This is a genomic window from Streptomyces odontotermitis, from assembly GCF_050510915.1.
Taxonomy (GTDB): domain Bacteria; phylum Actinomycetota; class Actinomycetes; order Streptomycetales; family Streptomycetaceae; genus Streptomyces.
The window spans coordinates 88,578-107,850 of the sequence record NZ_JBNJLS010000007.1 but is presented as its reverse complement, the minus strand read 5'-3'; the positions used below and the strand labels follow the sequence as shown (position 1 = coordinate 107,850).

The 19,273-nt window shown below is 74.2% G+C and carries 20 protein-coding genes; 12 read left to right on the top strand and 8 right to left on the bottom strand.

Features of this window, described 5'->3' with window-relative positions; all coding sequences use genetic code 11:
• Positions 1-117: 117 nt before the first annotated feature.
• From ACQB60_RS21415 to ACQB60_RS21405, 3 genes are all read left to right on the top strand, one after another.
• Positions 118-714 (top strand): TetR/AcrR family transcriptional regulator, encoded by a 597-nt coding sequence (locus tag ACQB60_RS21415; protein WP_496927660.1) that lies wholly within the window; start codon positions 118-120, stop codon positions 712-714.
• Between the two features lie 92 nt (positions 715-806).
• Entirely contained in the window at positions 807-1,304 is a 498-nt protein-coding gene (locus ACQB60_RS21410) for an SRPBCC family protein (RefSeq protein WP_496927659.1), read from the top strand.
• A 20-nt stretch (positions 1,305-1,324) separates the two neighbouring features.
• Positions 1,325-1,855 (top strand): DUF4188 domain-containing protein, encoded by a 531-nt coding sequence (locus ACQB60_RS21405; protein ID WP_496927658.1) that lies wholly within the window; start codon positions 1,325-1,327, stop codon positions 1,853-1,855.
• A gap of 43 nt (positions 1,856-1,898) precedes the next feature.
• Here ACQB60_RS21405 and ACQB60_RS21400 read toward each other — a convergent pair whose 3' ends face one another.
• Positions 1,899-4,352 carry a phosphoketolase family protein gene (locus ACQB60_RS21400; protein WP_496927657.1) on the bottom strand — a complete coding sequence of 818 codons (2,454 nt, stop codon included), beginning with the start codon at positions 4,350-4,352 and terminating at the stop codon, positions 1,899-1,901.
• Between the two features lie 537 nt (positions 4,353-4,889).
• On the opposite strand from ACQB60_RS21400, the gene ACQB60_RS21395 reads away from it, so the two are divergent.
• The 5 genes from ACQB60_RS21395 to ACQB60_RS21375 all read left to right on the top strand — a co-directional run bounded on the left by ACQB60_RS21395 (position 4,890) and on the right by ACQB60_RS21375 (position 8,462).
• Positions 4,890-5,576, top strand: coding sequence for a response regulator (locus ACQB60_RS21395; RefSeq protein ID WP_496927656.1), 687 nt, complete (start codon positions 4,890-4,892; stop codon positions 5,574-5,576).
• A 76-nt stretch (positions 5,577-5,652) separates the two neighbouring features.
• Entirely contained in the window at positions 5,653-5,835 is a 183-nt protein-coding gene (locus ACQB60_RS21390) for a hypothetical protein (RefSeq protein WP_496927655.1), read from the top strand.
• A 227-nt stretch (positions 5,836-6,062) separates the two neighbouring features.
• Positions 6,063-7,349 carry a PucR family transcriptional regulator gene (locus ACQB60_RS21385; RefSeq protein ID WP_496927654.1) on the top strand — a complete coding sequence of 429 codons (1,287 nt, stop codon included), beginning with the start codon at positions 6,063-6,065 and terminating at the stop codon, positions 7,347-7,349.
• Positions 7,350-7,489: 140 nt separating this feature from the next.
• The gene (locus ACQB60_RS21380) at positions 7,490-7,987 is read left to right on the top strand and encodes a hypothetical protein (RefSeq protein ID WP_496927653.1); all 498 of its coding nucleotides are present in this window, start codon (positions 7,490-7,492) and stop codon (positions 7,985-7,987) included.
• A gap of 280 nt (positions 7,988-8,267) precedes the next feature.
• Positions 8,268-8,462, top strand: a complete 195-nt coding sequence (locus ACQB60_RS21375; protein ID WP_384837852.1) for a DUF5999 family protein — start codon at positions 8,268-8,270, stop codon at positions 8,460-8,462.
• Positions 8,463-8,522: 60 nt separating this feature from the next.
• Here ACQB60_RS21375 and ACQB60_RS21370 read toward each other — a convergent pair whose 3' ends face one another.
• The 4 genes from ACQB60_RS21370 to ACQB60_RS21355 form a co-directional block, all read right to left on the bottom strand.
• Positions 8,523-10,166 carry an ABC-F family ATP-binding cassette domain-containing protein gene (locus tag ACQB60_RS21370; RefSeq protein ID WP_496927652.1) on the bottom strand — a complete coding sequence of 548 codons (1,644 nt, stop codon included), beginning with the start codon at positions 10,164-10,166 and terminating at the stop codon, positions 8,523-8,525.
• A gap of 305 nt (positions 10,167-10,471) precedes the next feature.
• Positions 10,472-10,675 (bottom strand): hypothetical protein, encoded by a 204-nt coding sequence (locus ACQB60_RS21365; RefSeq protein WP_496927651.1) that lies wholly within the window; start codon positions 10,673-10,675, stop codon positions 10,472-10,474.
• Positions 10,659-11,459: a helix-turn-helix domain-containing protein gene (locus ACQB60_RS21360; RefSeq protein ID WP_496927650.1), complete on the bottom strand. Its 801-nt coding sequence runs from the start codon at positions 11,457-11,459 to the stop codon at positions 10,659-10,661. The genes ACQB60_RS21365 and ACQB60_RS21360 overlap by 17 nt, the downstream gene beginning before the upstream one ends.
• Positions 11,460-11,498: 39 nt before the next feature.
• Positions 11,499-12,794 (bottom strand): MFS transporter, encoded by a 1,296-nt coding sequence (locus tag ACQB60_RS21355; RefSeq protein WP_496927951.1) that lies wholly within the window; start codon positions 12,792-12,794, stop codon positions 11,499-11,501.
• 220 nt (positions 12,795-13,014) lie between these two features.
• On the opposite strand from ACQB60_RS21355, the gene ACQB60_RS21350 reads away from it, so the two are divergent.
• The 3 genes from ACQB60_RS21350 (at position 13,015) to ACQB60_RS21340 (ending at position 14,825) form a co-directional block, all read left to right on the top strand.
• Positions 13,015-13,392: a DoxX-related protein gene (locus ACQB60_RS21350; protein ID WP_496927649.1), complete on the top strand. Its 378-nt coding sequence runs from the start codon at positions 13,015-13,017 to the stop codon at positions 13,390-13,392.
• 43 nt (positions 13,393-13,435) lie between these two features.
• Complete coding sequence (locus tag ACQB60_RS21345; protein WP_496927648.1) at positions 13,436-14,344, top strand: aminoglycoside phosphotransferase family protein; 909 nt, start codon at positions 13,436-13,438, stop codon at positions 14,342-14,344.
• 82 nt (positions 14,345-14,426) lie between these two features.
• The gene (locus ACQB60_RS21340; protein WP_496927647.1) at positions 14,427-14,825 is read left to right on the top strand and encodes a PPOX class F420-dependent oxidoreductase; all 399 of its coding nucleotides are present in this window, start codon (positions 14,427-14,429) and stop codon (positions 14,823-14,825) included.
• Positions 14,826-14,890: 65 nt separating this feature from the next.
• Here the strand turns inward: ACQB60_RS21340 and ACQB60_RS21335 are convergent, their stop codons facing one another.
• Together ACQB60_RS21335 and ACQB60_RS21330 are read right to left on the bottom strand one after the other, a co-directional pair.
• Positions 14,891-16,114: a cytochrome P450 gene (locus ACQB60_RS21335; protein WP_496927646.1), complete on the bottom strand. Its 1,224-nt coding sequence runs from the start codon at positions 16,112-16,114 to the stop codon at positions 14,891-14,893.
• A gap of 149 nt (positions 16,115-16,263) precedes the next feature.
• A complete protein-coding gene (locus tag ACQB60_RS21330; RefSeq protein ID WP_496927950.1) occupies positions 16,264-16,950 on the bottom strand; it encodes a TNT domain-containing protein in 687 nt (228 codons plus the stop codon).
• A 523-nt stretch (positions 16,951-17,473) separates the two neighbouring features.
• Between ACQB60_RS21330 and ACQB60_RS21325 the strand changes: the two genes are divergently transcribed.
• On the top strand, positions 17,474-18,661 hold the full coding sequence (locus ACQB60_RS21325; RefSeq protein ID WP_496927645.1) for a lactonase family protein: 1,188 nt from the start codon (positions 17,474-17,476) through the stop codon (positions 18,659-18,661).
• A 21-nt stretch (positions 18,662-18,682) separates the two neighbouring features.
• Here the strand turns inward: ACQB60_RS21325 and ACQB60_RS21320 are convergent, their stop codons facing one another.
• Positions 18,683-19,261, bottom strand: a complete 579-nt coding sequence (locus tag ACQB60_RS21320) for an isochorismatase family protein (protein ID WP_496927644.1) — start codon at positions 19,259-19,261, stop codon at positions 18,683-18,685.
• Positions 19,262-19,273: the final 12 nt, after the last annotated feature.

Genomic DNA, 19,273 nt, shown 5'->3' with positions numbered 1-19,273 from the left:
CGCGCGGGCGGCTGTCACTTCGCTGACAAGGGGCCGCCGTGCGCGGGCACCGATCAGGACGGGGCGGCGTCCTGCCCGCATGCCAGGTCGGCGACGCCCTGTGGTACCAAGACACCCATGACGGACAAGCCCGCCGCCCGCACCGGATACCACCACGGCGACCTGCCCGCCGCCCTCACCAAGGCGGCGCTCGAACTCCTCGACGAGCAGGGGCTCGAGCGGGTCACCGTCCGGGAGGTGGCGCGGCGCGCGGGGGTGTCGCCGGGGGCGCCGTTCCGGCACTTCGCCGACCGGCAGGCGCTGTTGACGGCGGTCGCCGACGTGATCATCACGGACTACGAGGCGTGGCAGCTCGCCCAGCCGCTGGAGGAGTACGGGGGTCCGGTGCGCGCCTTCGGCCTGGGCTTCATCCGCTACGCGATCCGCCACCCGCACCGCTTCACACTGATGCGGACCCGGGTGTTCGGCCCTGCGCAGCCCGACGGGCTCCAGCACCGGCTGATCGGCATCGAGCGGTCCTTCACCGAGATGCTCGTCGAGGGCCAGCGGCTCGGTGAACTGCGCGAGGGCGACCCCGAGGTGATGCGGCTGACCGCGCAGGCCGTGGTCTACGGGCTCTCGCAGATGATCGTCGACGGCTATCTGCCGCCCGACCAGGCGCTGGCCGAGCAGATCCTGGACACCTTCGGCCTGGGCATCGTCAACCTCCCCTGAGAACCGGCTACTTGGCAGTACCGGAAACCTTGACCGCTTCGCCGCGCCCTGGTGTAATCACCGCTTACATCACTGTCGCCAGGAGGCCCGCCATGCGCCTACCGCACATCCCGCGCTTCCCGGAACCGGCGGCCACCGGCACGGCTGCGGTCCGGGCGTCGCCGCAGGAGGCGTACGACGTCATCAGCGATCCCCCGGTCATGATCCGGCTCGGCGAGGAGGCCCACCGCGCGCGGTGGCTCGGCGGTGCACGGGCGGCGGCCGTGGGCGCGCGCTTTCGCGGGTACAACCGCAACGGCCTGCGCCGCTGGACGACCGAGTGCCGCGTCACCGACGCGGAACCGGGCCGCCGCTTCGCCTACGAGGTGACCGCGACGCCGCTGCGCCTGCCCATCTCCCGCTGGCAGTACGACATCGAGCCCACCGCCGAGGGATGCGCGGTCACCGAGACCAACTGGGTGCGCGCGCCGCTCTGGTTCATCCCGCTCGCCATCCTCATCACCGGCGTCGCCGACCGCCCCGCCCACAACTCCCGCAACATCACGACCACGCTCGACCGCCTCGCCGCCCACCTCGCACCCGCCACCTGACCCGCCCTGGAGGCAGCAGCATGTTCCCCAAGACCCACCGCGGCTTCACCACGGCGGCCGCCGAGGGGGACCAGGTCGTCCTGCTCCTCGGCATGCGCGTCAACCACTTCTGGGCGCCGCACCACTGGGTCCCGGTGATGTTCGCGATGTTCCGCATGCTCCACGAACTGGCGAAGGCCCCGGAGCGCGGCCTGCGCGGCAGGCTCCTCCTGACCGCCTCGCCGCGCACGTACTACGTCGTCCAGTACTGGGAGTCCAAGGAGAAGCTCTACGCCTACGCCTCCTCGCCCGACTTCTTCCACCACAAGGTCTGGGGCATCGCCAACCGCAAGCGGCGCGCGGGCAAGCTCCACGGCCACGTGGGCCTGTGGCACGAGACGTACATCGTCTCCGAGGGCTCGTACGAGTCGATCTACTACGACATGCCGGCCAGCGGCCTCGCGGCGGCCACCGGCGTCCTGCCTCTCGACCGGCGCGGGCGCACCGCCGCTGCGCGGCTCGCGCACCGGTCGGAGACGGAACCGGCGGCGCGGACGGAGTCGGCAGCGTAGTCGGCGGCGTAGTCGGCGTGGACGGGCCGGTCCGGAGGGGAGCTCAGCCCGTCCACGTCCAGTCCACCACCTCCGGCAGATCCGTGCCGTGCTCCCGGATCCAGGCGCGATGGCGGGTCCGGGCGTCGGCCAGGGTCTGGCGGACGGCGGCGGCACGCACCGAGAGGCCGGGGACGCGGTCGATGACGTCCATGGCCAGCCGGTAGCGGTCCAGGTCGTTGCGGACGACCGTGTCGAACGGGGTGGTGGTCGTCCCCGACTCCTTGTAGCCGCGCACGTGCAGGTGGGGGTGGCCGGTGCGACGGTGGGCGAGGCGGTGGATCAGCCACGGGTAGCCGTGGTACGCGAAGATCAGCGGGCGGTCCGGAGTGAAGAGCGCGTCATACTCGAAGTCGGCCATGCCGTGCGGGTGTTCCTCGTGGGGCAGCAGCCGGGCGAGGTCGACGACGTTGACCACGCGGACGGCGAGGCCGGGCAGGTGGTGGCGGAGCAGGCCCGCCGCGGCCAGGGTCTCCTGGGTGGGGACATCGCCCGCGCAGGCGAGCACCGCGTCCGGGTCCCGGGAGCCGTCGTCGGTCCCCGCCCAGGCCCAGACCCCGGCGCCGCGGGCGCAGTGGGCGCGGGCCTCGTCGAGGGAGAGCCAGTCGAAGCAGGGCTGTTTCCCGGCGACGACGACGTTCACGTGGTCGCGGCCGGCCAGGACGTGCTCGGCCACGCACAGCAGCGTGTTGGCGTCCGGCGGCAGATAGACGCGGACGACCTCGGGGCTCTTGCTGAGGGCGTGGTCGACGAAGCCGGGGTCCTGGTGGGAGACGCCGTTGTGGTCCTGGCGCAGGACGTGTGAGGTGAGCAGGTAGTTGAGGGAGGCGATGGGGGCGCGCCAGGGCAGTGCGCGGGAGGTCTTCAGCCACTTGATGTGCTGGTCGACCATCGAGTCGACGATGTGCGCGAACGCCTCGTACGAGGAGAACAGGCCGTGCCGCCCGGTGCGGAGGTAGCCCTCCAGCCAGCCCTGGCAGAGGTGTTCGGAGAGGACCTCCATCACCCGGCCGTCGCGGGCGAGGTGTTCGTCGGTGGAGCGCAGGGCGCCCTGCCAGGCCCGGCCGGTGACGTCGAGGAGGGCCTGCAGCCGGTGGGACACGGTCTCGTCGGGGCCGACGACGCGGAAGTCGCGGCGGTGCCCGGTGTCGCCCATGACCTGGGCGAGCAGAGCGCCGAGGACGCGGAGGGGCTCGTGCAGGGTGACGCCCGGCTCGTCGACGCGGACGGCGAAGCGTTCCAGGGGCGCGACGGGTAACTCCCGTAAGCGCAGGCCCCCGTTGGCGTGCGGGCTCGCGCCGAGGCGCCGGTCGCCTTCGGGGACGCAGGCGAGCACCTGCGCGGTGGGGCGGCCGTCCTCGTCGAAGAGCTCCTCGGGGCGGTAGGAGCGCAGCCACCTCTCCAGCTGGGCCAGGCGCTCGGGGTTGTCGCGGGCGCCGGACAGGGGCACGTGGTGGGCGCGCCAGGTGCCCGCCACGGGGACGCCGTCGACCTCCGCGGGGCCGGTCCAGCCCTTGGGGGTGCGCAGCACGAGGACCGGCCAGCGCGGGCGTTCGGTGGCGTCGGCGGCGTGGCCCGGGGGCGTGGCGTGCCCGGCGTCGCGGGCCAGGGCCGCCGCGCGCCGGGCGCGGGCGACGTCCTGGATGCGGGTGATGTCGTCGACGGCCCGGTCCAGGGCGGCCGCGAGGTCCCGGTGCACCTGCTCGGGCTCGTCCCCCGTGACGTGCAGCGGCTCGTGGCCGAACCCCCGCAGCAGCGCGTCGAGTTCGGGCTCCGGGAGGCGGGAGAGGACCGTCGGGCCCGCGGTCTTGTAGCCGTTGAGGTGCAGGATCGGCAGGACGGCGCCGTCGTGCACCGGGTCGAGGAAGGCCGTGGAGTGCCAGGACGCGGCGAGCGGTCCCGTCTCGGCCTCGCCGTCCCCGATCACGCAGGCGACCAGGAGGCGCGGGTTGTCGAAGGCGGCCCCGTAGGCGTGCGCGAGGGAGTGACCGAGCTCGCCGCCCTCGTGGATCGAGCCGGGCGTCTGGGGTGCGACGTGGCCGGGCACTCCGCCGGGGAAGGAGAACTGCCGCAGCAGCCGCCGCACCCCGGCCGCGGTGCGGGGCACGTCGGGGTAGGTCTCGCTGTAACTCCCGTCGAGCCAGGCCCCCGCGAGGACGGCGGGCCCGCCGTGACCGGGCCCCCAGACGCACAGCGCCGCCAACTCCCGTTGCCTGACAAGGCGGTTGAGGTGGGTGTAGAGGAGCGTGAGCCCGGGGACCGTGCCCCAGTGCCCGAGCAGCCGCGGCTTGAGGTGCGCGGGCCGCAGGGGTGTGCGCAGCAGGGCGTTGTCCTTGAGGTAGATCTGGCCCGCGGCCAGATAGGTGGCGGCCCGCCAGTGCGCGTCCAGCGCGGCGAGCTCGTCGTCCGCCAGGCCGCCCGCCGCGGCGCGGCCGCCGTCTCGCGTCACCGTTCCCATGCGGTCCTCCGTGGATGAGTCCTTCGTACGAGGCGTGCGCGGTGGACGAAGGTGTGCGACGGGACCCACGTAAAGGTGTTCCCTCCAGGCGCGCACGCGAGCCGTGGCGGCTGCTGGTGGCGCATGGAATCGGCCATGTGCGGTGCGGCGCGGGAGGCGTGGTGCGCTCGGTGCGGCGCGGGAGGAACGCTGTGGTGCGGCGCGCACAGAGCGCCGGGGTGCCGCGTGACGCCGAAGGACGCCCGCGCGGTCGGGTCCTGACCCCGTCGCGCAGGCGTCCCCGGGGCGGCACAGCGCGCCGGGCGCGCCCAGATGTGCCGCTTCCCCATGGTCTTTCCCCAGTGTCGCGCGGCGGCGGCCCGCACGCGAGGGCCGAGTGGTCCCAACCCCCGCTCCCACAGGGCCCGTTCGGCCCTGGTCCGGACCGCTCCGCTGAGCGAGGATGCAGAGGGAGGGCCGACACCAGGGCAGCCGACACCAGGGCATACGGGCAGACACCGGGCGGCCGGCAGACAAGGCAGGGACAGGGGCAGGCCCATGACCGCAGCAGCACGCACCTTCACCCCGGGGGACCCGGTCCGGGTCTTCCTCCTCGACGACCACGAAGTGGTCCGCCGCGGCCTCACCGATCTGCTCGACTCCGAGCCGGACATCTCGGTGGTCGGCGAGGCGTCCACGGCCGAGCAGGCGCTCAGCCGCGGACCCGCCCTGCGCCCGGACGTGGCCGTGCTCGACATCCGCCTGCCGGACAGCGACGGCATCTCCGTCTGCCGCGAACTGCGCACCCGGCTGCCGGGGCTGGCCTGTCTCATGCTGACGTCGTTCGACGACGACGACGCGCTCCTCGACGCGATCATGGCGGGCGCGTCCGGCTATGTCCTCAAGCAGATCAAGGGCGCCGACCTGGTCTCGGCGGTGCGCACGGTGGCCTCGGGACAGTCGATGCTCGACCCGGCGACCACGGCGCGCCTGATGAGCACGCTGCGCGCCGAACCCGCCCCCGAGGACACCGATCCCCCGGCGCTGCGCGGACTTTCGTCCCGCGAGCGCGACATCCTCGCCCTCATCGGCGAGGGCCTCACCAACCGCCAGATCGGCAAGCGCCTCTTCCTCTCCGAGAAGACGGTGAAGAACCACATCTCCCGGCTGCTCGGCAAGCTCGGAGTGCAGCGCCGCATCCAGGCCGCCGTCATCGCCTCACAACTCGAGCACCCCCGGTCGTGACCCGAGCGTCCCGGCCGGGTTCAATGGGCTCCCAACAGCTGGGTCCGACAGGGCCGTCGAGGGGGTGACCGGACAGGTGAGCGCGTTCACCGAAGCGCTGCTCGAGCGCGTACGGGAAGCCAGGGCCGCCCTGGCCGAGGCGCTGGAGGCCGAGGACGCCTACGCCGCCTCGGTGGCCCAGAGCGATCTGGACGACGCCTTGTGGCTGGCCCGCCGCCACGGCGTCCCGACCGGGGACCCGGACGAGCCGGCCCCCTGACACCCCGACCCAACCCGACAGCCCGACAGCCCGACAGCCCCCGCCCTGACGCCTCGACGCTCCTGCGGGTGACAGACAAATCGCGGCGGGCCGCCGCGCACTGTCACGCGCGTGACGGGGGACGGCATCGTGGCTGTCGGGCTCCCCGGGGGACGCGGTACAACGCGGTACGCACCCGAGCGGGTACGCCGCCGTGCCCTGCCCCCTGTGCGGAGGGAGCCGATGTCATGGTGAACGGAGTCCGGACGGCCACGGACAACGCCTCGGAGGAGCAGACAGCGGACGTCTCGTACATGGCGTTCAGCGCGTTCCCCGCCGAACTCGCGGGCCTGCTCGAACCGTTCCTCGACGAAGTCACCGACGACGTGGTGGCCGCGATCCGCACCGAGATCCCCGAGTACGCCCGCCCCCGGGACGACACCTATATGCACGTCGTGCGCAAGGGTGTCGAAGGCGCCCTTCAGGACTTCCTGGCCCGCATGGCCAAGCCGGACAAGGACTGGGCACCGGTCAAGGCGACGTACGAGCGCATCGGCAGGGGCGAGGCCGGGGAGGGCCGCAGCCTGGACACCTTCCAGGCCGCCCTGCGGGTCGGGGCGCGGGTGACCTGGCGGCGGATCAACGCCCTGGTGGAGGCGGGCCTGTTGCCGCGGCAGGTGCTCTCCGCCTTCGGTGAGGCGATCTTCGTGCACCTCGACGAGATGGCCGCCGCCACGGCCGCGGGACACACCGAGGCCCGCCTGTACGCGGCGGGCGAGCTGCAGCGGCGCCGCCACCGCCTGATCGACCTGCTCACCACCGAGCCGCCGGTCTCCCCCGAGGCGATCGGCGACCTCGCGCGCGCCGCGCAGTGGCCGGTCCCCCGCGAACTGGCCGTCGTGGCCGTCGACACCGCCGGGCCCGCCGCGGGCCCCGGTGCTGCACCCGGTGTCGGCCCCGGCGCCGGGCCGGGCGGCACCCGGCCCATCGTGCCGCCCGAGTTCCTGGCCCGCTTCGACACCCGGCCCGGCGTGATCGTGGTGCCCGACCCGCAGGGCCCGGGCCGCGCACGCGCCGTCGCCGCGGTCCTGCACGGGATGCGCGCCGCGGTCGGCCCCACGGTCGCCCCGGCCGAGAGCGCGCGCTCGCTGCGCTGGGCCACCGAGACCCTGGAGCTCGCGCGGCGCGGCGTGCTGGCGGGGCCGGGCCCGCTGCACTGCGCGGACCACCTGGCCACGCTGCTCCTCTTCCACGACGACGCCCTCATCGACGCGCTCGCCCGGCGCCATCTGCTCCCCCTCGACGCGGTGCGCTCACCCCAACGGGAGCGCCTGGCCGAGACGTTGCTGTGCTGGCTGCGGTGCGGCCACAACGCGAGCGAGGTCGCCACCCGGCTCGCCGTGCACCCCCAGACGGTCCGCTACCGGCTGCGCCAGCTGGACGAGGTCTTCGGGGAGCGGCTGCACGACCCGGCGGCCCAGTTCGAGATGCAGCTGGTACTGCACGCGCTGAGCCTGCGTCCGGGGCGGGCGTAGCCGCGAGCGGACCGACCGGCGCCGAGCGGGTGCCACCGGTACGTGATCACCCGGACGCGCCGCCTCCACACCTCACCGGCCCGACCAGGCCACCGTAACGTCCCCTTCGCCCCAACCGTCCTGCGAAGGAGACCACTTCCATGCGCATCCGTCTGCACTCAGCAACCATCCCCGCCGCCCTCGCCGCCCTCGCCGCCCTGACCGCGCTCACCGGCCTCACCGCCCCCGCGGCGCACGCCACCGACAACGTCCCCTGCCGCCCCACGGTCAAGCGCGACCTCGTCGACCCGTCGTCGGGGCGCGCCTGGCCCGGCACCGACGTCATGTTCTGCAACATCACGCGCGGCCACGTCCCGGTGCACGCGACCCGCTCGCCCGGCTCCACCGTCGTCGGCTACCTCGAACAGGGCGGCGCGGCCAACTGGTTCGTCACCGAGATGAAGGGCGAGACCTACCGGGACGGCGCCGCCGAGAACAACTGGTGGGCCAGCACCAAGGCCGACAACGACTCCTGGGGCTGGGTCCCGGAGGTGTACTTCGCGGGCGGCGACAACAACGAGGACGACGCGGGCCTGCTCATGCCCGGCGGCTACACCTGCGCGAACGTCTGCCCGCCGCTGCCGTTCTGGGCCCGCTGACCCTTTCCTGTTCCTGTCCGGAATGCCGTACGCCACGCGCGCGTTGACTAGCTTCGAGACCGATAAACGACGGGATCGAAGAGGCCGAGGACGGTGTCGTCCTCCGGGTGACCGATCGCCCGACGGGGGCTGAGCGACGCGCACGTTCCTCGCCCGCTTCCGCCGTGGCTTCGATTGACCGTGCTGTGACGATGAGTTGACGGCCTCCACGGAGTCATTACCAGTGACATTGCTGATGACTCGCCAACACCCTCCCAAGGTGATGAATCGGAGGTGCGTCATGTGCGCACACCAGCCCCAGTGCCCGTCCGCCGAGCTGTCCGACCACGATGCCGCGGCGATCGTCGCCGCCCACCCCGAGCAGGGGTGGTACCTGCTGTGCAACGGCACGATCGTGTTCGACGACAGCGGTGAACTCCTGCCGGACGGGCGGGTGGTGCCCCCCAGGGGCACCGAGCTCGCGATGGCGGCGTGAGCCGCCCGGCCCGCCCGGCCCACTCCGGCGGCCCGACCCACCCGCCTCGCCCCGCACGCGCTAGACCGGCACCTCGGTGACCTTTCCTTCCACCACGTCCAGGCGCCGGTCGACGCGCACCGCGTCGAGCAGCCGCCGGTCGTGGCTGACCAGGAGCAGCGTCCCTCGATAGGAGTCGAGCGCGGACTCCAACTGCTCGATGGCGGGCAGGTCGAGGTGGTTGGTCGGCTCGTCGAGGACCAGGAGATTGACCCCGCGGCCCTGCAACAGGGCCAGCGCGGCCCGCGTCCGCTCGCCGGGCGACAGGGTGGCCGCGGGGCGCGGGACATGACCGGCGCCGAGGCCGAACTTGGCGAGGAGCGTGCGGACCTCGCCGGGCTCCAGGTCCGGCGCCGCCGCCCGGAAGGCGTCCAGGAGCGGCTCGTCGGCGTGGAAGAGCGCGCGGGCCTGGTCGATCTCCCCGACGCGTACGCCGGAGCCCAACGCGGCGCCGCCCGCGTCCGGTCGCAGGCGGCCGAGGAGCGCGCCGAGCAGCGTCGACTTGCCGGAGCCGTTCACGCCGGTGATCGCCACGCGGTCCGCCCAGTCGATCTGCAGGCTGACCGGGCCGAGGGTGAAGGAACCCCGGTGCACCTCCGCCTCGCGGAGCGTGGCGACGACGGTGCCGGAGCGCGGCGCGGCGGCGATGTTCAGCCGCAGCTCCCACTCCTTGCGGGGCTCCTCGACGACCTCCAGGCGCTCGATGAGCCGCTCGGCCCGGCGCGCCTTGGCGGCCAGGTTCTCGCTGCCCTCGACCCGGCCCTTGCGGATGATCTTGTCGTTGTCGCGCGGGTTGCGGTTCGCGTTCCTGACCCCCTTCTCCGCCCAGACCCGCTGGGTGGTGGCCCGCTCCTGAAGGGCGGCCTTCGTCTCGGCGTACTCCTCGTACGCCTCGCGGGCCCGCCGCCGGTCCCGTTCGCGCTCCTCCACGTAGGCCGCGTAGCCGCCGCCGTAGTGGCGCACCTGCCGCTGCGCCAGGTCGAGTTCGAGGACCTGGGTGACGGTGCGGGTGAGGAACTCCCGGTCGTGGCTGACGATCACGGCACCCGCGCGCAGCCCGCCGACGAAGTGCTCAAGGCGTTCGAGCCCCGCCAGGTCGAGGTCGTTGGTGGGCTCGTCCAGGAGGAACACGTCGTACCGCGAGAGCAGCAGCGAGGCGAGGCTCGCGCGGGCGGCCTGGCCGCCGGAGAGCGAGGTCATGGCCTGCTCCAGGCCGACGGTGAGCCCGAGCGAGTCGACGACCTGCCCGGCCCGCTCGTCCAGGTCGGCGGCGCCGAGGGCGAGCCAGCGGTCCAGGCTCACGGCGTACGCGTCGTCGGCGCCGGGCACGCCGTCGGCCAGCGCGTGGGTGGCGGCGTCCAGGGCGCGCTGCGCGGCCGCGACTCCGGTGCGCCGGGCCAGGAAGTCGTAGACGCTCTCCCCGTCCCGGCGCTCCGGCTCCTGCGGCAGGAGGCCGACGGTCGCGGTGGCCGGGGCGAGGCGCACCTGGCCCCGCTCCGGCTCGGCGAGCCCGGCGAGGATGCGCAACAGGGTGGACTTTCCGGCGCCGTTGGCCCCGACGAGTCCGATCACCTCGCCGGGTGCCACCGCGAGGTCGAGCCGGTGGAAGAGGGAACGGTCGCCGTGGCCTGCGGCCAGGTTCTTGCCGGTGAGGGTTGCGGTCATGAGGATGCCCATCGCGTCGGTGGTCTTCGGGGGATGCGATGTGTGCGAGCACGACGCGGCGACCATGCGAAGGGGCCTGTCGGTGCAGGCATCGAGGTCGCTTCCACGCACGGCACCGTCGCGGCACGGAGCCGCGGTGACGTGACAGGCGTACGGACAGGGCCGTACGGGGCGTGGTGTTCGCGTACCTCAGATGCGCAAGGTCCACCTCAATCGGAGACGACAGAGCCGTCGGCAACCTTAAACAGGGGGCGACGGCACGGGCAACGGAATTTCGTCGGCGGGATGTCCCCAGCCGGAAGCCGTCAGCGGGATTCCCCTGCGGCGGTGGGCCGTTGCAGGCGCCAGACCACGTCGACACCGCTGCCCGCGGCGACCCACTCCGTCCACGGGCGCAGGTGCTCCAGCGACTCCTCGATCAGCCGGCAGGCCGCAGCCGCATCGCTCTCTCCCCGCCGGCGCCGCAGGACGAAGTCTCCGCACTCGATGAACTCACTCGGTCGTTCCATGACGCCATGATTGTTTCGCCGTGCGGTGCAGCGAGGCGGGGGTGCGGCCGATGAGACGTCCGGCGGTGCGGGTCAGGTGGGGCTGGTCCGCGAAGCCCGCCGCGGTGGCCGCCCCCGCGATGCCGCCGCCCGCCACCGGGTCGAGGAGCGCCCCGACCGCCGCTGCGAGCCGTCGCCACTGGCGCAGCGCGCTCAGCGGAACGCCCGCCTCCGTACGGACCAGGGCGCGCAGCCTGACCGGGGAGAGACCGACCTCGGCGGCCGCCTCGCCGAGGAGGCCGCTCCGCGCCGCGGCCGCCACGGCGTACGGGACGCGGGGGTCGACGGCGCGCGGTGGCGGCCCGGCGAGCGCGCGGCCGAGTTCCGCGCGGAAGGCCGCGGGATCCGGCGCGTCCAGGTCGCCGAGAGCGTCCAACAGGCGGCGCGCCCGGCCGGGTTCGAGGAGCTGCGGTGCCCCGCCGTCGCGCAGCAGCCACGGGTCGAGGAACACCGCCACGAAGCCGGACGAGCTCCCGCAGGTGTGCGCGTACCCCGGCGGCACGACGGCCCCTGCCCCGACCGCCCCGCTCACCCGGGTCACCCCCGCAACTCCGCTCGCGCCGGCCGTCCCGTTCACCGTCACGTGCCCGCCGAGGGGCAGGACCACCTTCCACGCGGGGTGCCGGTGCGCGGCGACCTCGTACGGCTCGGGCTCGGCGAAGACCGTGAGCCCCCCGTCGTCCGCGACGAACACGGCCCGCCCGTCCACGCGCCCGTTCCCTCGCCCGTACGCACGCCCGTTCATGGGTCCGCTCCCCCGGTCATGCATGGGTCCGCTCCCCGCTCACGCCTGGCTCTCCGCCGCCTCCTCCGGCGACCGCTCATCCGGCGGCGGAGACGGGGACGGAGACGGAGACGTCGATGGTTCAAGCCCGTGCTCCCGGTGCGGCAGGAAGAGCGGCGTCGCGAGGAGCAGCACTCCGGCGGCCGCGATCGCCGGGCGCGGACCCATGACCGCGGCGAGCAGACCCCACACCCCGGTGAGCGCGGCGATCGCGGCCTTGGTGCTGACCGACCACGCCGACAGGATCCGGGCGACCCGGTCCTTCGGGATCCGTTCGAGCCGGTAGGTGGCGAGCACCGGGTTGAAGACGCCGCAGGACAGGATCAGGCCGAACTCGACGGCCATGACCAGCGCCAGACCGGGGACTCCGGGGCCCACGAACGCGAGCCCGACCGGCCAGCACGCGCGCAGCGTGCCCGCCGTCAGCAGCACCCGGTGCTGCCCGAACCGGGTCACGAGCGGCTGGGCGAGCCGGGAGCCGATGAGCCCGCCGACGCAGGGCACCGCGAAGGCGAGCCCGTACTGCCAGGGCGCGAAGCCGAGGTCGCCGAGCATGAGGACGGCGAGCAGCGGCGAGGCCGCCATGATCAGCCCGTTGTTGAGGACGGCGTTGAGGAACAGGGGCCGCAGCGCGGGGTCGGACAGGATGAACCGCCAGCCGTCGAGCAGCTCGCCGCGGCGGATCCGCTGGGCGGCCCGCGCGTGCGCGGGGAGCGGGTCCTTGCCGCCGATCGCCCGGAGTCCGAGCGCGGAGAGGAGGAATCTCACCGCGTCGGCGATCACCGTGAGGACGGGCCCGAACAGGCCGATCGCGGCGCCGCCGAGGGGCGGTCCGACCACGGACGCGGTCCAGGTCGTGGACTCGAACCGGCCGTTCGCGACGAGCAGGTCCCTCTTCGGCACGAGTTCCTTCAGATACGCGCCGCTGGCCGCGCCGAAGGTGATGTCGGCCGCCCCGACCACCACGGAGACGGCCACGAGCTGGCCGAAGGTGAGCAGGTCGAGGGCGTACGCGGCGGGGACGGTCAGCAGCGCTCCGCACCGGACCAGGTCCATCGCGATCATCACGGGCCGCTTGCGGCGGAACTCCACCCACGGCCCGAGCGGCACCGCCGCCACCGCCCCCACGGCGAGGCCCGCGGCCGCGAGCAGGGAGACCTGCGCCGCACCGGCGCCGAGGACGAGGATCGCGATGAGGCGGAACGCGTCGAAGGCGAGCCACGTCCCCAGCGTGCTGACCGCGTACGCGCCCCACAGCCACCCGAACCGCCGCCCGAGCGACCGCCGCTCCCCCACTCCCGCCGCCACCTCTCGCCTCGCGTCCACGCGCCGCCGACCGCACGGCGGCCCCCATCAAAGCCGGAACGCCCTCCCGGATCAAACAGCCGAGAGGGCGCCCGCCTCCCACCCGGCCACCGGGTGGCCGAGCCACCGGGCCACACGCGTACAGGGCCGCTCAGGCCACACGATCGTTCCGTTCAAGACGGCGCCCGGGTACGCGCCGCACGCTCACCCCATGACCACGCCCTCGTGCGCCTGCGCGGCGCCCGCCCTCGCGGCGTTCCTCGCCGCCACCGCCCTCGCCCACCTCGCCCTCCCCGCGTACTTCCGCTCGCTGGTCCCCGTCTGGCTCCCGGCCCCGGCGGCCCTCGTCGTCGGGAGCGCCGTCGCCGAACTGGCCGTCGCGGGGCTGCTGTTCGCCCCGGGGACCCGTACGGCGGGAGGCTGGGCCGCCGTCGTGCTGCTCTCCGCCTTCCAGGTCAGCCACCTGGACGCGGCCCGGCACACCCGGACCGCCACCCGCTTCCTGGACGGGGGCGCGGGCGTGGCGGCGCGGTTGCTGGTGAACGCGGCGTACCTCGCCTGGGCGGTCGCGGTCGCCCGCGCCGGGTAAACCCGTTGACGGCGGTGGACGTTCGGGGGTCGGATGACGCCTCATGACCCCAGCACGGACGCGTCCGGACCAGTACCCCATCGACGACGACCTGGTGCGGCGGCTCGTCGCCGGACAGTTCCCGCAGTGGGCGGACCGCCCGGTGCGGCGGTTCCCTTCGGGCGGCACCGTCAACGCCATGTACCGGCTCGGCGAGGACCTGGCCGTGCGGCTGCCGCTGACCGGGGGCGGGGCCGGTGACGTGTCGATGGAGCAGGAGTGGCTGCCCCGCCTCGCCCCGCTCCTGCCGACCGCCGTCCCCGAGGTGCTCGGGACGGGCCGGCCGGCCGAGGGCTATCCGTGGCCGTGGGCGGTGCAGCGGTGGCAGCCGGGCGCCAACCCCGAGGCGGGCGCGCTGGCCGAGCCCGCGCTGCTGGCCAAGGACCTGGCCGAGTTCGTGGCGGCGATGCGGGCCGTCACGCTGCCGGACGCACCCAGCGCCCACCGGGGCGGCCCCCTCGCCACGCTCGACGCGGCGACCCGGAAGGCGATCGAGCAGCTGCGCGCGCTCCCTCAGGAGGGCGTCGACTGCGACGCGGTGACGGCCGTCTGGGAGGACGGGCTGCGCGCCCCGGCCTGGGACGGGCCGCCGGTGTGGCTGCACGCCGATGTGATGCCGGGCAACCTCCTGGTGGACGACGCGGGACGGCTCACCGCGGTGATCGACTTCGGCTGCCTGGGCGTGGGCGACCCGGCGTGCGACCTGTTCCCGGCGTGGAACCTGCTGCCGCCCGACGCGCGCGAGGTCTTCCGCGCGGCGCTCGACGTGGACGAGGCAGCGTGGCGGCGCGGCCGCGCACGGACCTTGTCGCAGGCGCTGATCGCGCTGCCGCACTACCGCGCGACGAACCCGGCGATGGCGGGCAACGCCCGGCACGTCATCGGCGCGGTGCTCGCCGAGGCCGCCGGGTGACCGCCCACCCGCCGCACCGGGCGGCAACGGGAGTCCGGAGCCGCCCCGCACGGGCCGCGCCGCGCGGGGTACCGTCCGGCAGGTGACCTCACTGCAGCCCAGCACCCTGGCCGCGTTCCAACGCGCCCGCTACGTCAGCCTCACCACGTACCGCAGGGACGGCACCGCCGTGGCCACGCCCGTCTGGCACGCGATGGACGGCGACCGGCTGTACGTCCGCAGCGCGGCCGACGCCTGGAAGGTGAAGCGGCTGCGCCGCGACCCCCGCGCCGAGGTCACCGTCTGCACCGTGCGCGGCCGCATCGCCCCCGACGCCGCCCGGGCCACGGGGACCGGCCGGCTGCTGGACGCCGAGGAGACGAGGAAGGCGGGCGCCCTGCTCCGCCGCAAGTACGTGATGGCCCGGCTCGGCGACTGGTACTCGGCGCTCACCCGCCGCCACTCCCGGCACCCGGTCATCGGGCTGGAGATCACCTTCTGATCCCGGAGCGGCCGGGCCGGACGCGGGGCGTCACGCACGGCCGCTCCCGTCACCCCTCTCACCCCTCACCACGTCACCGGCAACCGCTCGAGGCCGCACACCCGGCTCCCCGAGCTCCAGCTCAGCTCGCCGGCCGGGACCGCGAGGGCGAGGCCCGGGAGGCGCTGGACCACGGTCTCCAGGGCGACTTGGAGTTCCACGCGCGCGAGGTGGGCGCCCAGGCAGAAGTGCGGGCCGAAGCCGAACGCCAGGTGTTTGTTGTCGGCGCGGCGGATGTCGAAGGCGTCCGGCCGCGGGAAGCGGTCGGGGTCGTGGTTGGCGGCCACCATCGGGGCGAGCACCGCCTCGCCGCGCTCGACCGTCGCGCCGGACGGCAGCGCGACGCCCTGGGTCGCCACCCTCAGCAGGGCGCCGTGGCCGGGGATTTCGGTGCGCAGGATCTCCTCCGTCGCGCCCGGCAGGAGCGACGGGTCGGCGCGCAGCTCGGCGAGCTGGCCGGGGTGGCGCAGGAGCGCGAGGACGCCGCGGCCGATGATGTTGGCGGTGGTCTCGTGCCCCGCGACGATCAACCCCCGCACCAGCCTGCCCAGTTCCTCCTCGCTGAGCCGGTCGCCCTCGTCGCGCGCGTCGATGAGGTCGTCGATGAGGTCGGTGCCGGGCGTGCGCCGGTGGTCGGCGACGAGCCCGTCGACGTACGCGCTGAAGTCGGCCGCGGCCCGCACCCGCGCCGCCCCGTCCGCCGGAGTCAGCGAGAGCAGCGTGTCCGACCAGCCCCGGAAGCGGGCGCTGTCGCGCGCGGGCACGCCGAGGAGGCGGCAGATGACCTCGACGGGGAGCGGGAAGGCGAAGGCGGGGACCAGGTCGGCCGGGGCGCCCGCGGCGATCATCCCGGTCAGCAGCCGGTCGGCGACGTCCCGGATCTCCGCGCGCCAGGCTTCGGCCCGCCGTGGCGTGAACGCGCCCTGCACGATGCGCCGCAGCCGCGCGTGCTCCGGCGGATCCATGTTGATGATGGCGTACGGGTCGTCGCCGATGCCCGAGTCGTCGGCGACCATGCGGGGCGCGCCGGGGTAGCGCAGATTGCGGGAGAAGGCGGCGCCCGAGTGCACGGCGCGGATGTCGTCGTACCGGGTCGCGAGGAGCGCCTCGTCGCCGCTCGGCAGGGTGACGGGGCTGACCGGACAGGCGCGGCGCCGCTGCGTGTACGCCTCGGGGCAGCCGCCGTGCGGGCCGGGCGGGAAGGGGTACGAGCCGGTGTCGGGCGGGGCCTGGGGGGTCTGCTCTGGCATGGCGAGCGCTCCTCTCGCGGGGCCTGGACCCGCAGAGGATGACAGGTGACGCATCGTCATGACAGCGCTGCCGGGCGGTGGATGGCGGGCCGGGGCCGCCTTTCGGCCAACCCCCGGCCCCGCCTCCTCGTCTCTTACCGGGTCGTCTCTTACCGGGCGACCGGGGCAACCGGGGCAACCGGGGCGACTTGCTGGACGTAGCCGTGGTCGAGCAGCCACTTCACGTTGAGGCGCTGGCCCTCGCCCGGGTCGAGGAAGACCGGGTCGAGCTTGATCTGCCGGCCGCCGCCGGGCTGCTCGAACCAGGGGGCGATGCTGCCCTGCCAGACGTGGAACGCCTTGCGCACCTTGTAGACCCGGTAGTCGCACGCGGCCGCGGCGTCACGGGTGTTGAGGTTCTGCGGCGGGAGCGCACGCCGTGCGTACGGGTCTCCGGCGGGGGCGAGGTAGGAGCCGTACTCGGAGCCGAAGCGGTCGAGGACCTCGCCCGCCTCGAGCTGCTCGGGGTGCTTGTCGACATGGCCGTCGACCGTGCCGAAGCCGTCGTTGGGCGGGTACTTCCAGGTGCCGCTGTCGGCGGGGCCCTCCCAGTACTTCTTGAGGAAGGCCGCGGGCGCGAGTCTGCCGGTGCGCTTCCAGTCCTTCAGGAGCGGGCCGACCGGCGGCTGCCCCTTCTTCGGCAGCCACTTCGGGCCGAGGCGGGCGTCGCCGTGGAACTCACCCGTGCACGGCGGGTGCGGCGGCGCCCCGGTCGGCGCCGACGCGGATGCGACGGGTGCCGCCGCGACGGCGGTCGCGACGCCGAGTACGGCCAAGACGGTTCGTATTCGGGTCACAAGGCTCTGGTCCACTGAACGGCTCCTCGGGTCACTGCGCTGCGTCAACTGCCGCCCGGCTGCGGGCTCGCACACCGTATCGACGAGATCGCCGAGCGTGGTCACAAACCAGCCGCCCGCGTGGGCGAGGTGCCGCAGCCGTTCGTCGCCGCCCGGCTCGCTGGACGATGCGGTCCTGCCTCGAGTCGGCGCCACAGGCCGGTCGAGCTCCGCGAGGGCGTCGTCGACGGCCTGGGTTGAGCAGGACGTGCCGCCCTCGAAGGAGGCGTCCTTGCAGCAGAAGTCGCAGGGGTGCGGGCAACCGCGGGAGACGACAGAGGAGTTGGGGACCAGGTAGAGGTGGCGCTTGATCCGGTCGCGGCGGACCGGCGGCAGTCCGGACTCCGCGGGGTCGGTGGCGGTTCCGCCGCCGCTTCGGCGCCACGCACCGTTGCACGGAACGCAACCCGTGTTGTGGCTCTTGCCTTGCCGGGCCCGGCCCTGCACTGTGGCTGCCACTGATCGCTCACCCGGAGGGGCAGACATGAGCAGCGGCGCGGCACGACCCGAGACGAGCGGCTGGAACAGGCGGCGCTTCATCGGCGTGCTCGCGGGCGCCGCCACCACCGCCACCGCCGTGTCGGCCCTGCCGGAGCCCCGCGCCTCGGCGGCACCGCCCGCCCGCCGCCCGCGCCGCCAACGCCCCCTCTACCTGGGCACGTACACCTCGCAGCAGGGCGGCGGCCAGGGCATCGGCATCGCCACGTACGACGAGGAGAGCGGCCGCATCACCGGCACCGGCACCATCCTGGGCGTGCCCGACCCCTCGTATCTCGCGCTGCATCCGGACGGCCGGACCCTGTACGCCGTGGACGAGCGCGAGCAGGGCGGAGTGAGCGCCGTGGCGCTCTCCCCCGACGGCGCGCACTGTGTGCTCGGGACGCGCGACACGGGCGGCGCGGGCCCCTGCCATCTGTCCGTGCACCCGGGCGGGCGCTGGCTGCTGAGCGCCAACTACGGGTCGGGGAGCGTGAGCGTCCACCCCGTGGAGCGATCCGGCGGCCTCGGCGAGCGCACCGACCTCGTCGCGCACACGAGCCCGCCGCCCGGCCCGGGTCAGGACGGGCCGCACGCCCACCAGTTCATCACCGCTCCCGACGGCCGTCATCTGCTCGCCGTCGACCTGGGCAACGACACCGTGTACACGTACCGCCTCGACGAGAAGGCCGGGAAGCTGACCCGCGTCTCGGACGCGCAGGTGAAGGCGGGCGCGGGGCCGCGGCATCTGACCTTCCACCCCGCGGGGCGGTTCGCGTATCTGGCCAACGAGGTGGACAACACGGCCGTGGTCTGCGCGTACGACGCGAAGAGCGGACGCCTCACGCCGGGCGCGCCGCAGTCCACCGGGACCGGGACGGGCACCAGCTACCCCGCCCAGTTCGTGGTGACGCGGGACGGGGCCTTCGCCTATCTCGCCAACCGGGGCGACAACAGCCTCACCCGGTACGCCGTCGAGGAGGACGGGGCACGGCTGCGGCTCCTGGACACGGTGCCGGTGGAGGGCGACTTCCCGCGCCACATCGCGCTGTCCCCCTCGGGCCGCCTGCTGTTCGCGGCCAACCAGAAGTCGGGGTCGGTGAGCGTCTTCAAGGTCGACGGGAAGAACGGTGAACTGCGGCCGGCGGGCGAGCCGTTCGCGGCGCCGATGGCGGTGTGCGCGCTGCCCTTGTAGCTCTCGGCTCCGGAAAGGGGGTCAGCTTCCGGGGGGCGCCGTGAACGTGACGTCGCGGGCGAAGGGGACGACCTCCGCCTCGTCGCCGAGGGCCCATTCGGCGACGCGTGACACCGTCGCGGCGGGCACGGCGTCGCTGATGTCCTCGGCCGCCGGGATGTCCTGTGTCGCGTGGCCGTCGTGCGGAAGGACCACGCGGTAGTCGAGTTCGAGGGCGGTGCGCGCGGTGGCCAGGACGCACATCTCCGACATCACCCCGCACACGGCGAGCGCCCGCACGCCCGCCGCGTCGAGGCGCTTCGCCAGGCCGGTCTCCTCGAAGCCGTCGTCGACGGTCTTGCGGAGCACGACCTCGCCCCGGCTCTCGTCGACGGGCAGATGCAGCTCCCAGCCGGGCGTGCCCGTCTCGTCGTCGGCCCCGGCCGCTCCGTCGTTCTGCAGCTGGACGACGAGCGCGCCGCCCTCACGCGCGGCGGCGACGAGGCCCCGCACCCGGTCGAGCACGCGCTCCGCGTCCGGCACCGCGGTGGCGCCGGAGACGAAGGCGGACTGCATGTCGACGACGATCAGGGCCTGGACGGGTTCCACACGCTCACTCATGACGCACCATCA

What these genes read in the sequence shown, in the direction of transcription:
- ACQB60_RS21415 (WP_496927660.1), top strand. Translation starts at nt 118, where the DNA reads ATGACGGACAAGCCCGCCGCCCGCACCGGATACCACCACGGCGACCTG.
- ACQB60_RS21410 (WP_496927659.1), top strand. Translation starts at nt 807, where the DNA reads ATGCGCCTACCGCACATCCCGCGCTTCCCGGAACCGGCGGCCACCGGC.
- ACQB60_RS21405 (WP_496927658.1), top strand. Translation starts at nt 1,325, where the DNA reads ATGTTCCCCAAGACCCACCGCGGCTTCACCACGGCGGCCGCCGAGGGG.
- ACQB60_RS21400 (WP_496927657.1), bottom strand. Translation starts at nt 4,352, where the DNA reads ATGGGAACGGTGACGCGAGACGGCGGCCGCGCCGCGGCGGGCGGCCTG.
- ACQB60_RS21395 (WP_496927656.1), top strand. Translation starts at nt 4,890, where the DNA reads ATGACCGCAGCAGCACGCACCTTCACCCCGGGGGACCCGGTCCGGGTC.
- ACQB60_RS21385 (WP_496927654.1), top strand. Translation starts at nt 6,063, where the DNA reads ATGGTGAACGGAGTCCGGACGGCCACGGACAACGCCTCGGAGGAGCAG.
- ACQB60_RS21380 (WP_496927653.1), top strand. Translation starts at nt 7,490, where the DNA reads ATGCGCATCCGTCTGCACTCAGCAACCATCCCCGCCGCCCTCGCCGCC.
- ACQB60_RS21375 (WP_384837852.1), top strand. Translation starts at nt 8,268, where the DNA reads ATGTGCGCACACCAGCCCCAGTGCCCGTCCGCCGAGCTGTCCGACCAC.
- ACQB60_RS21370 (WP_496927652.1), bottom strand. Translation starts at nt 10,166, where the DNA reads ATGACCGCAACCCTCACCGGCAAGAACCTGGCCGCAGGCCACGGCGAC.
- ACQB60_RS21365 (WP_496927651.1), bottom strand. Translation starts at nt 10,675, where the DNA reads ATGGAACGACCGAGTGAGTTCATCGAGTGCGGAGACTTCGTCCTGCGG.
- ACQB60_RS21360 (WP_496927650.1), bottom strand. Translation starts at nt 11,459, where the DNA reads ATGAACGGGCGTGCGTACGGGCGAGGGAACGGGCGCGTGGACGGGCGG.
- ACQB60_RS21350 (WP_496927649.1), top strand. Translation starts at nt 13,015, where the DNA reads ATGACCACGCCCTCGTGCGCCTGCGCGGCGCCCGCCCTCGCGGCGTTC.
- ACQB60_RS21345 (WP_496927648.1), top strand. Translation starts at nt 13,436, where the DNA reads ATGACCCCAGCACGGACGCGTCCGGACCAGTACCCCATCGACGACGAC.
- ACQB60_RS21335 (WP_496927646.1), bottom strand. Translation starts at nt 16,114, where the DNA reads ATGCCAGAGCAGACCCCCCAGGCCCCGCCCGACACCGGCTCGTACCCC.
- ACQB60_RS21325 (WP_496927645.1), top strand. Translation starts at nt 17,474, where the DNA reads ATGAGCAGCGGCGCGGCACGACCCGAGACGAGCGGCTGGAACAGGCGG.
- ACQB60_RS21320 (WP_496927644.1), bottom strand. Translation starts at nt 19,261, where the DNA reads ATGAGTGAGCGTGTGGAACCCGTCCAGGCCCTGATCGTCGTCGACATG.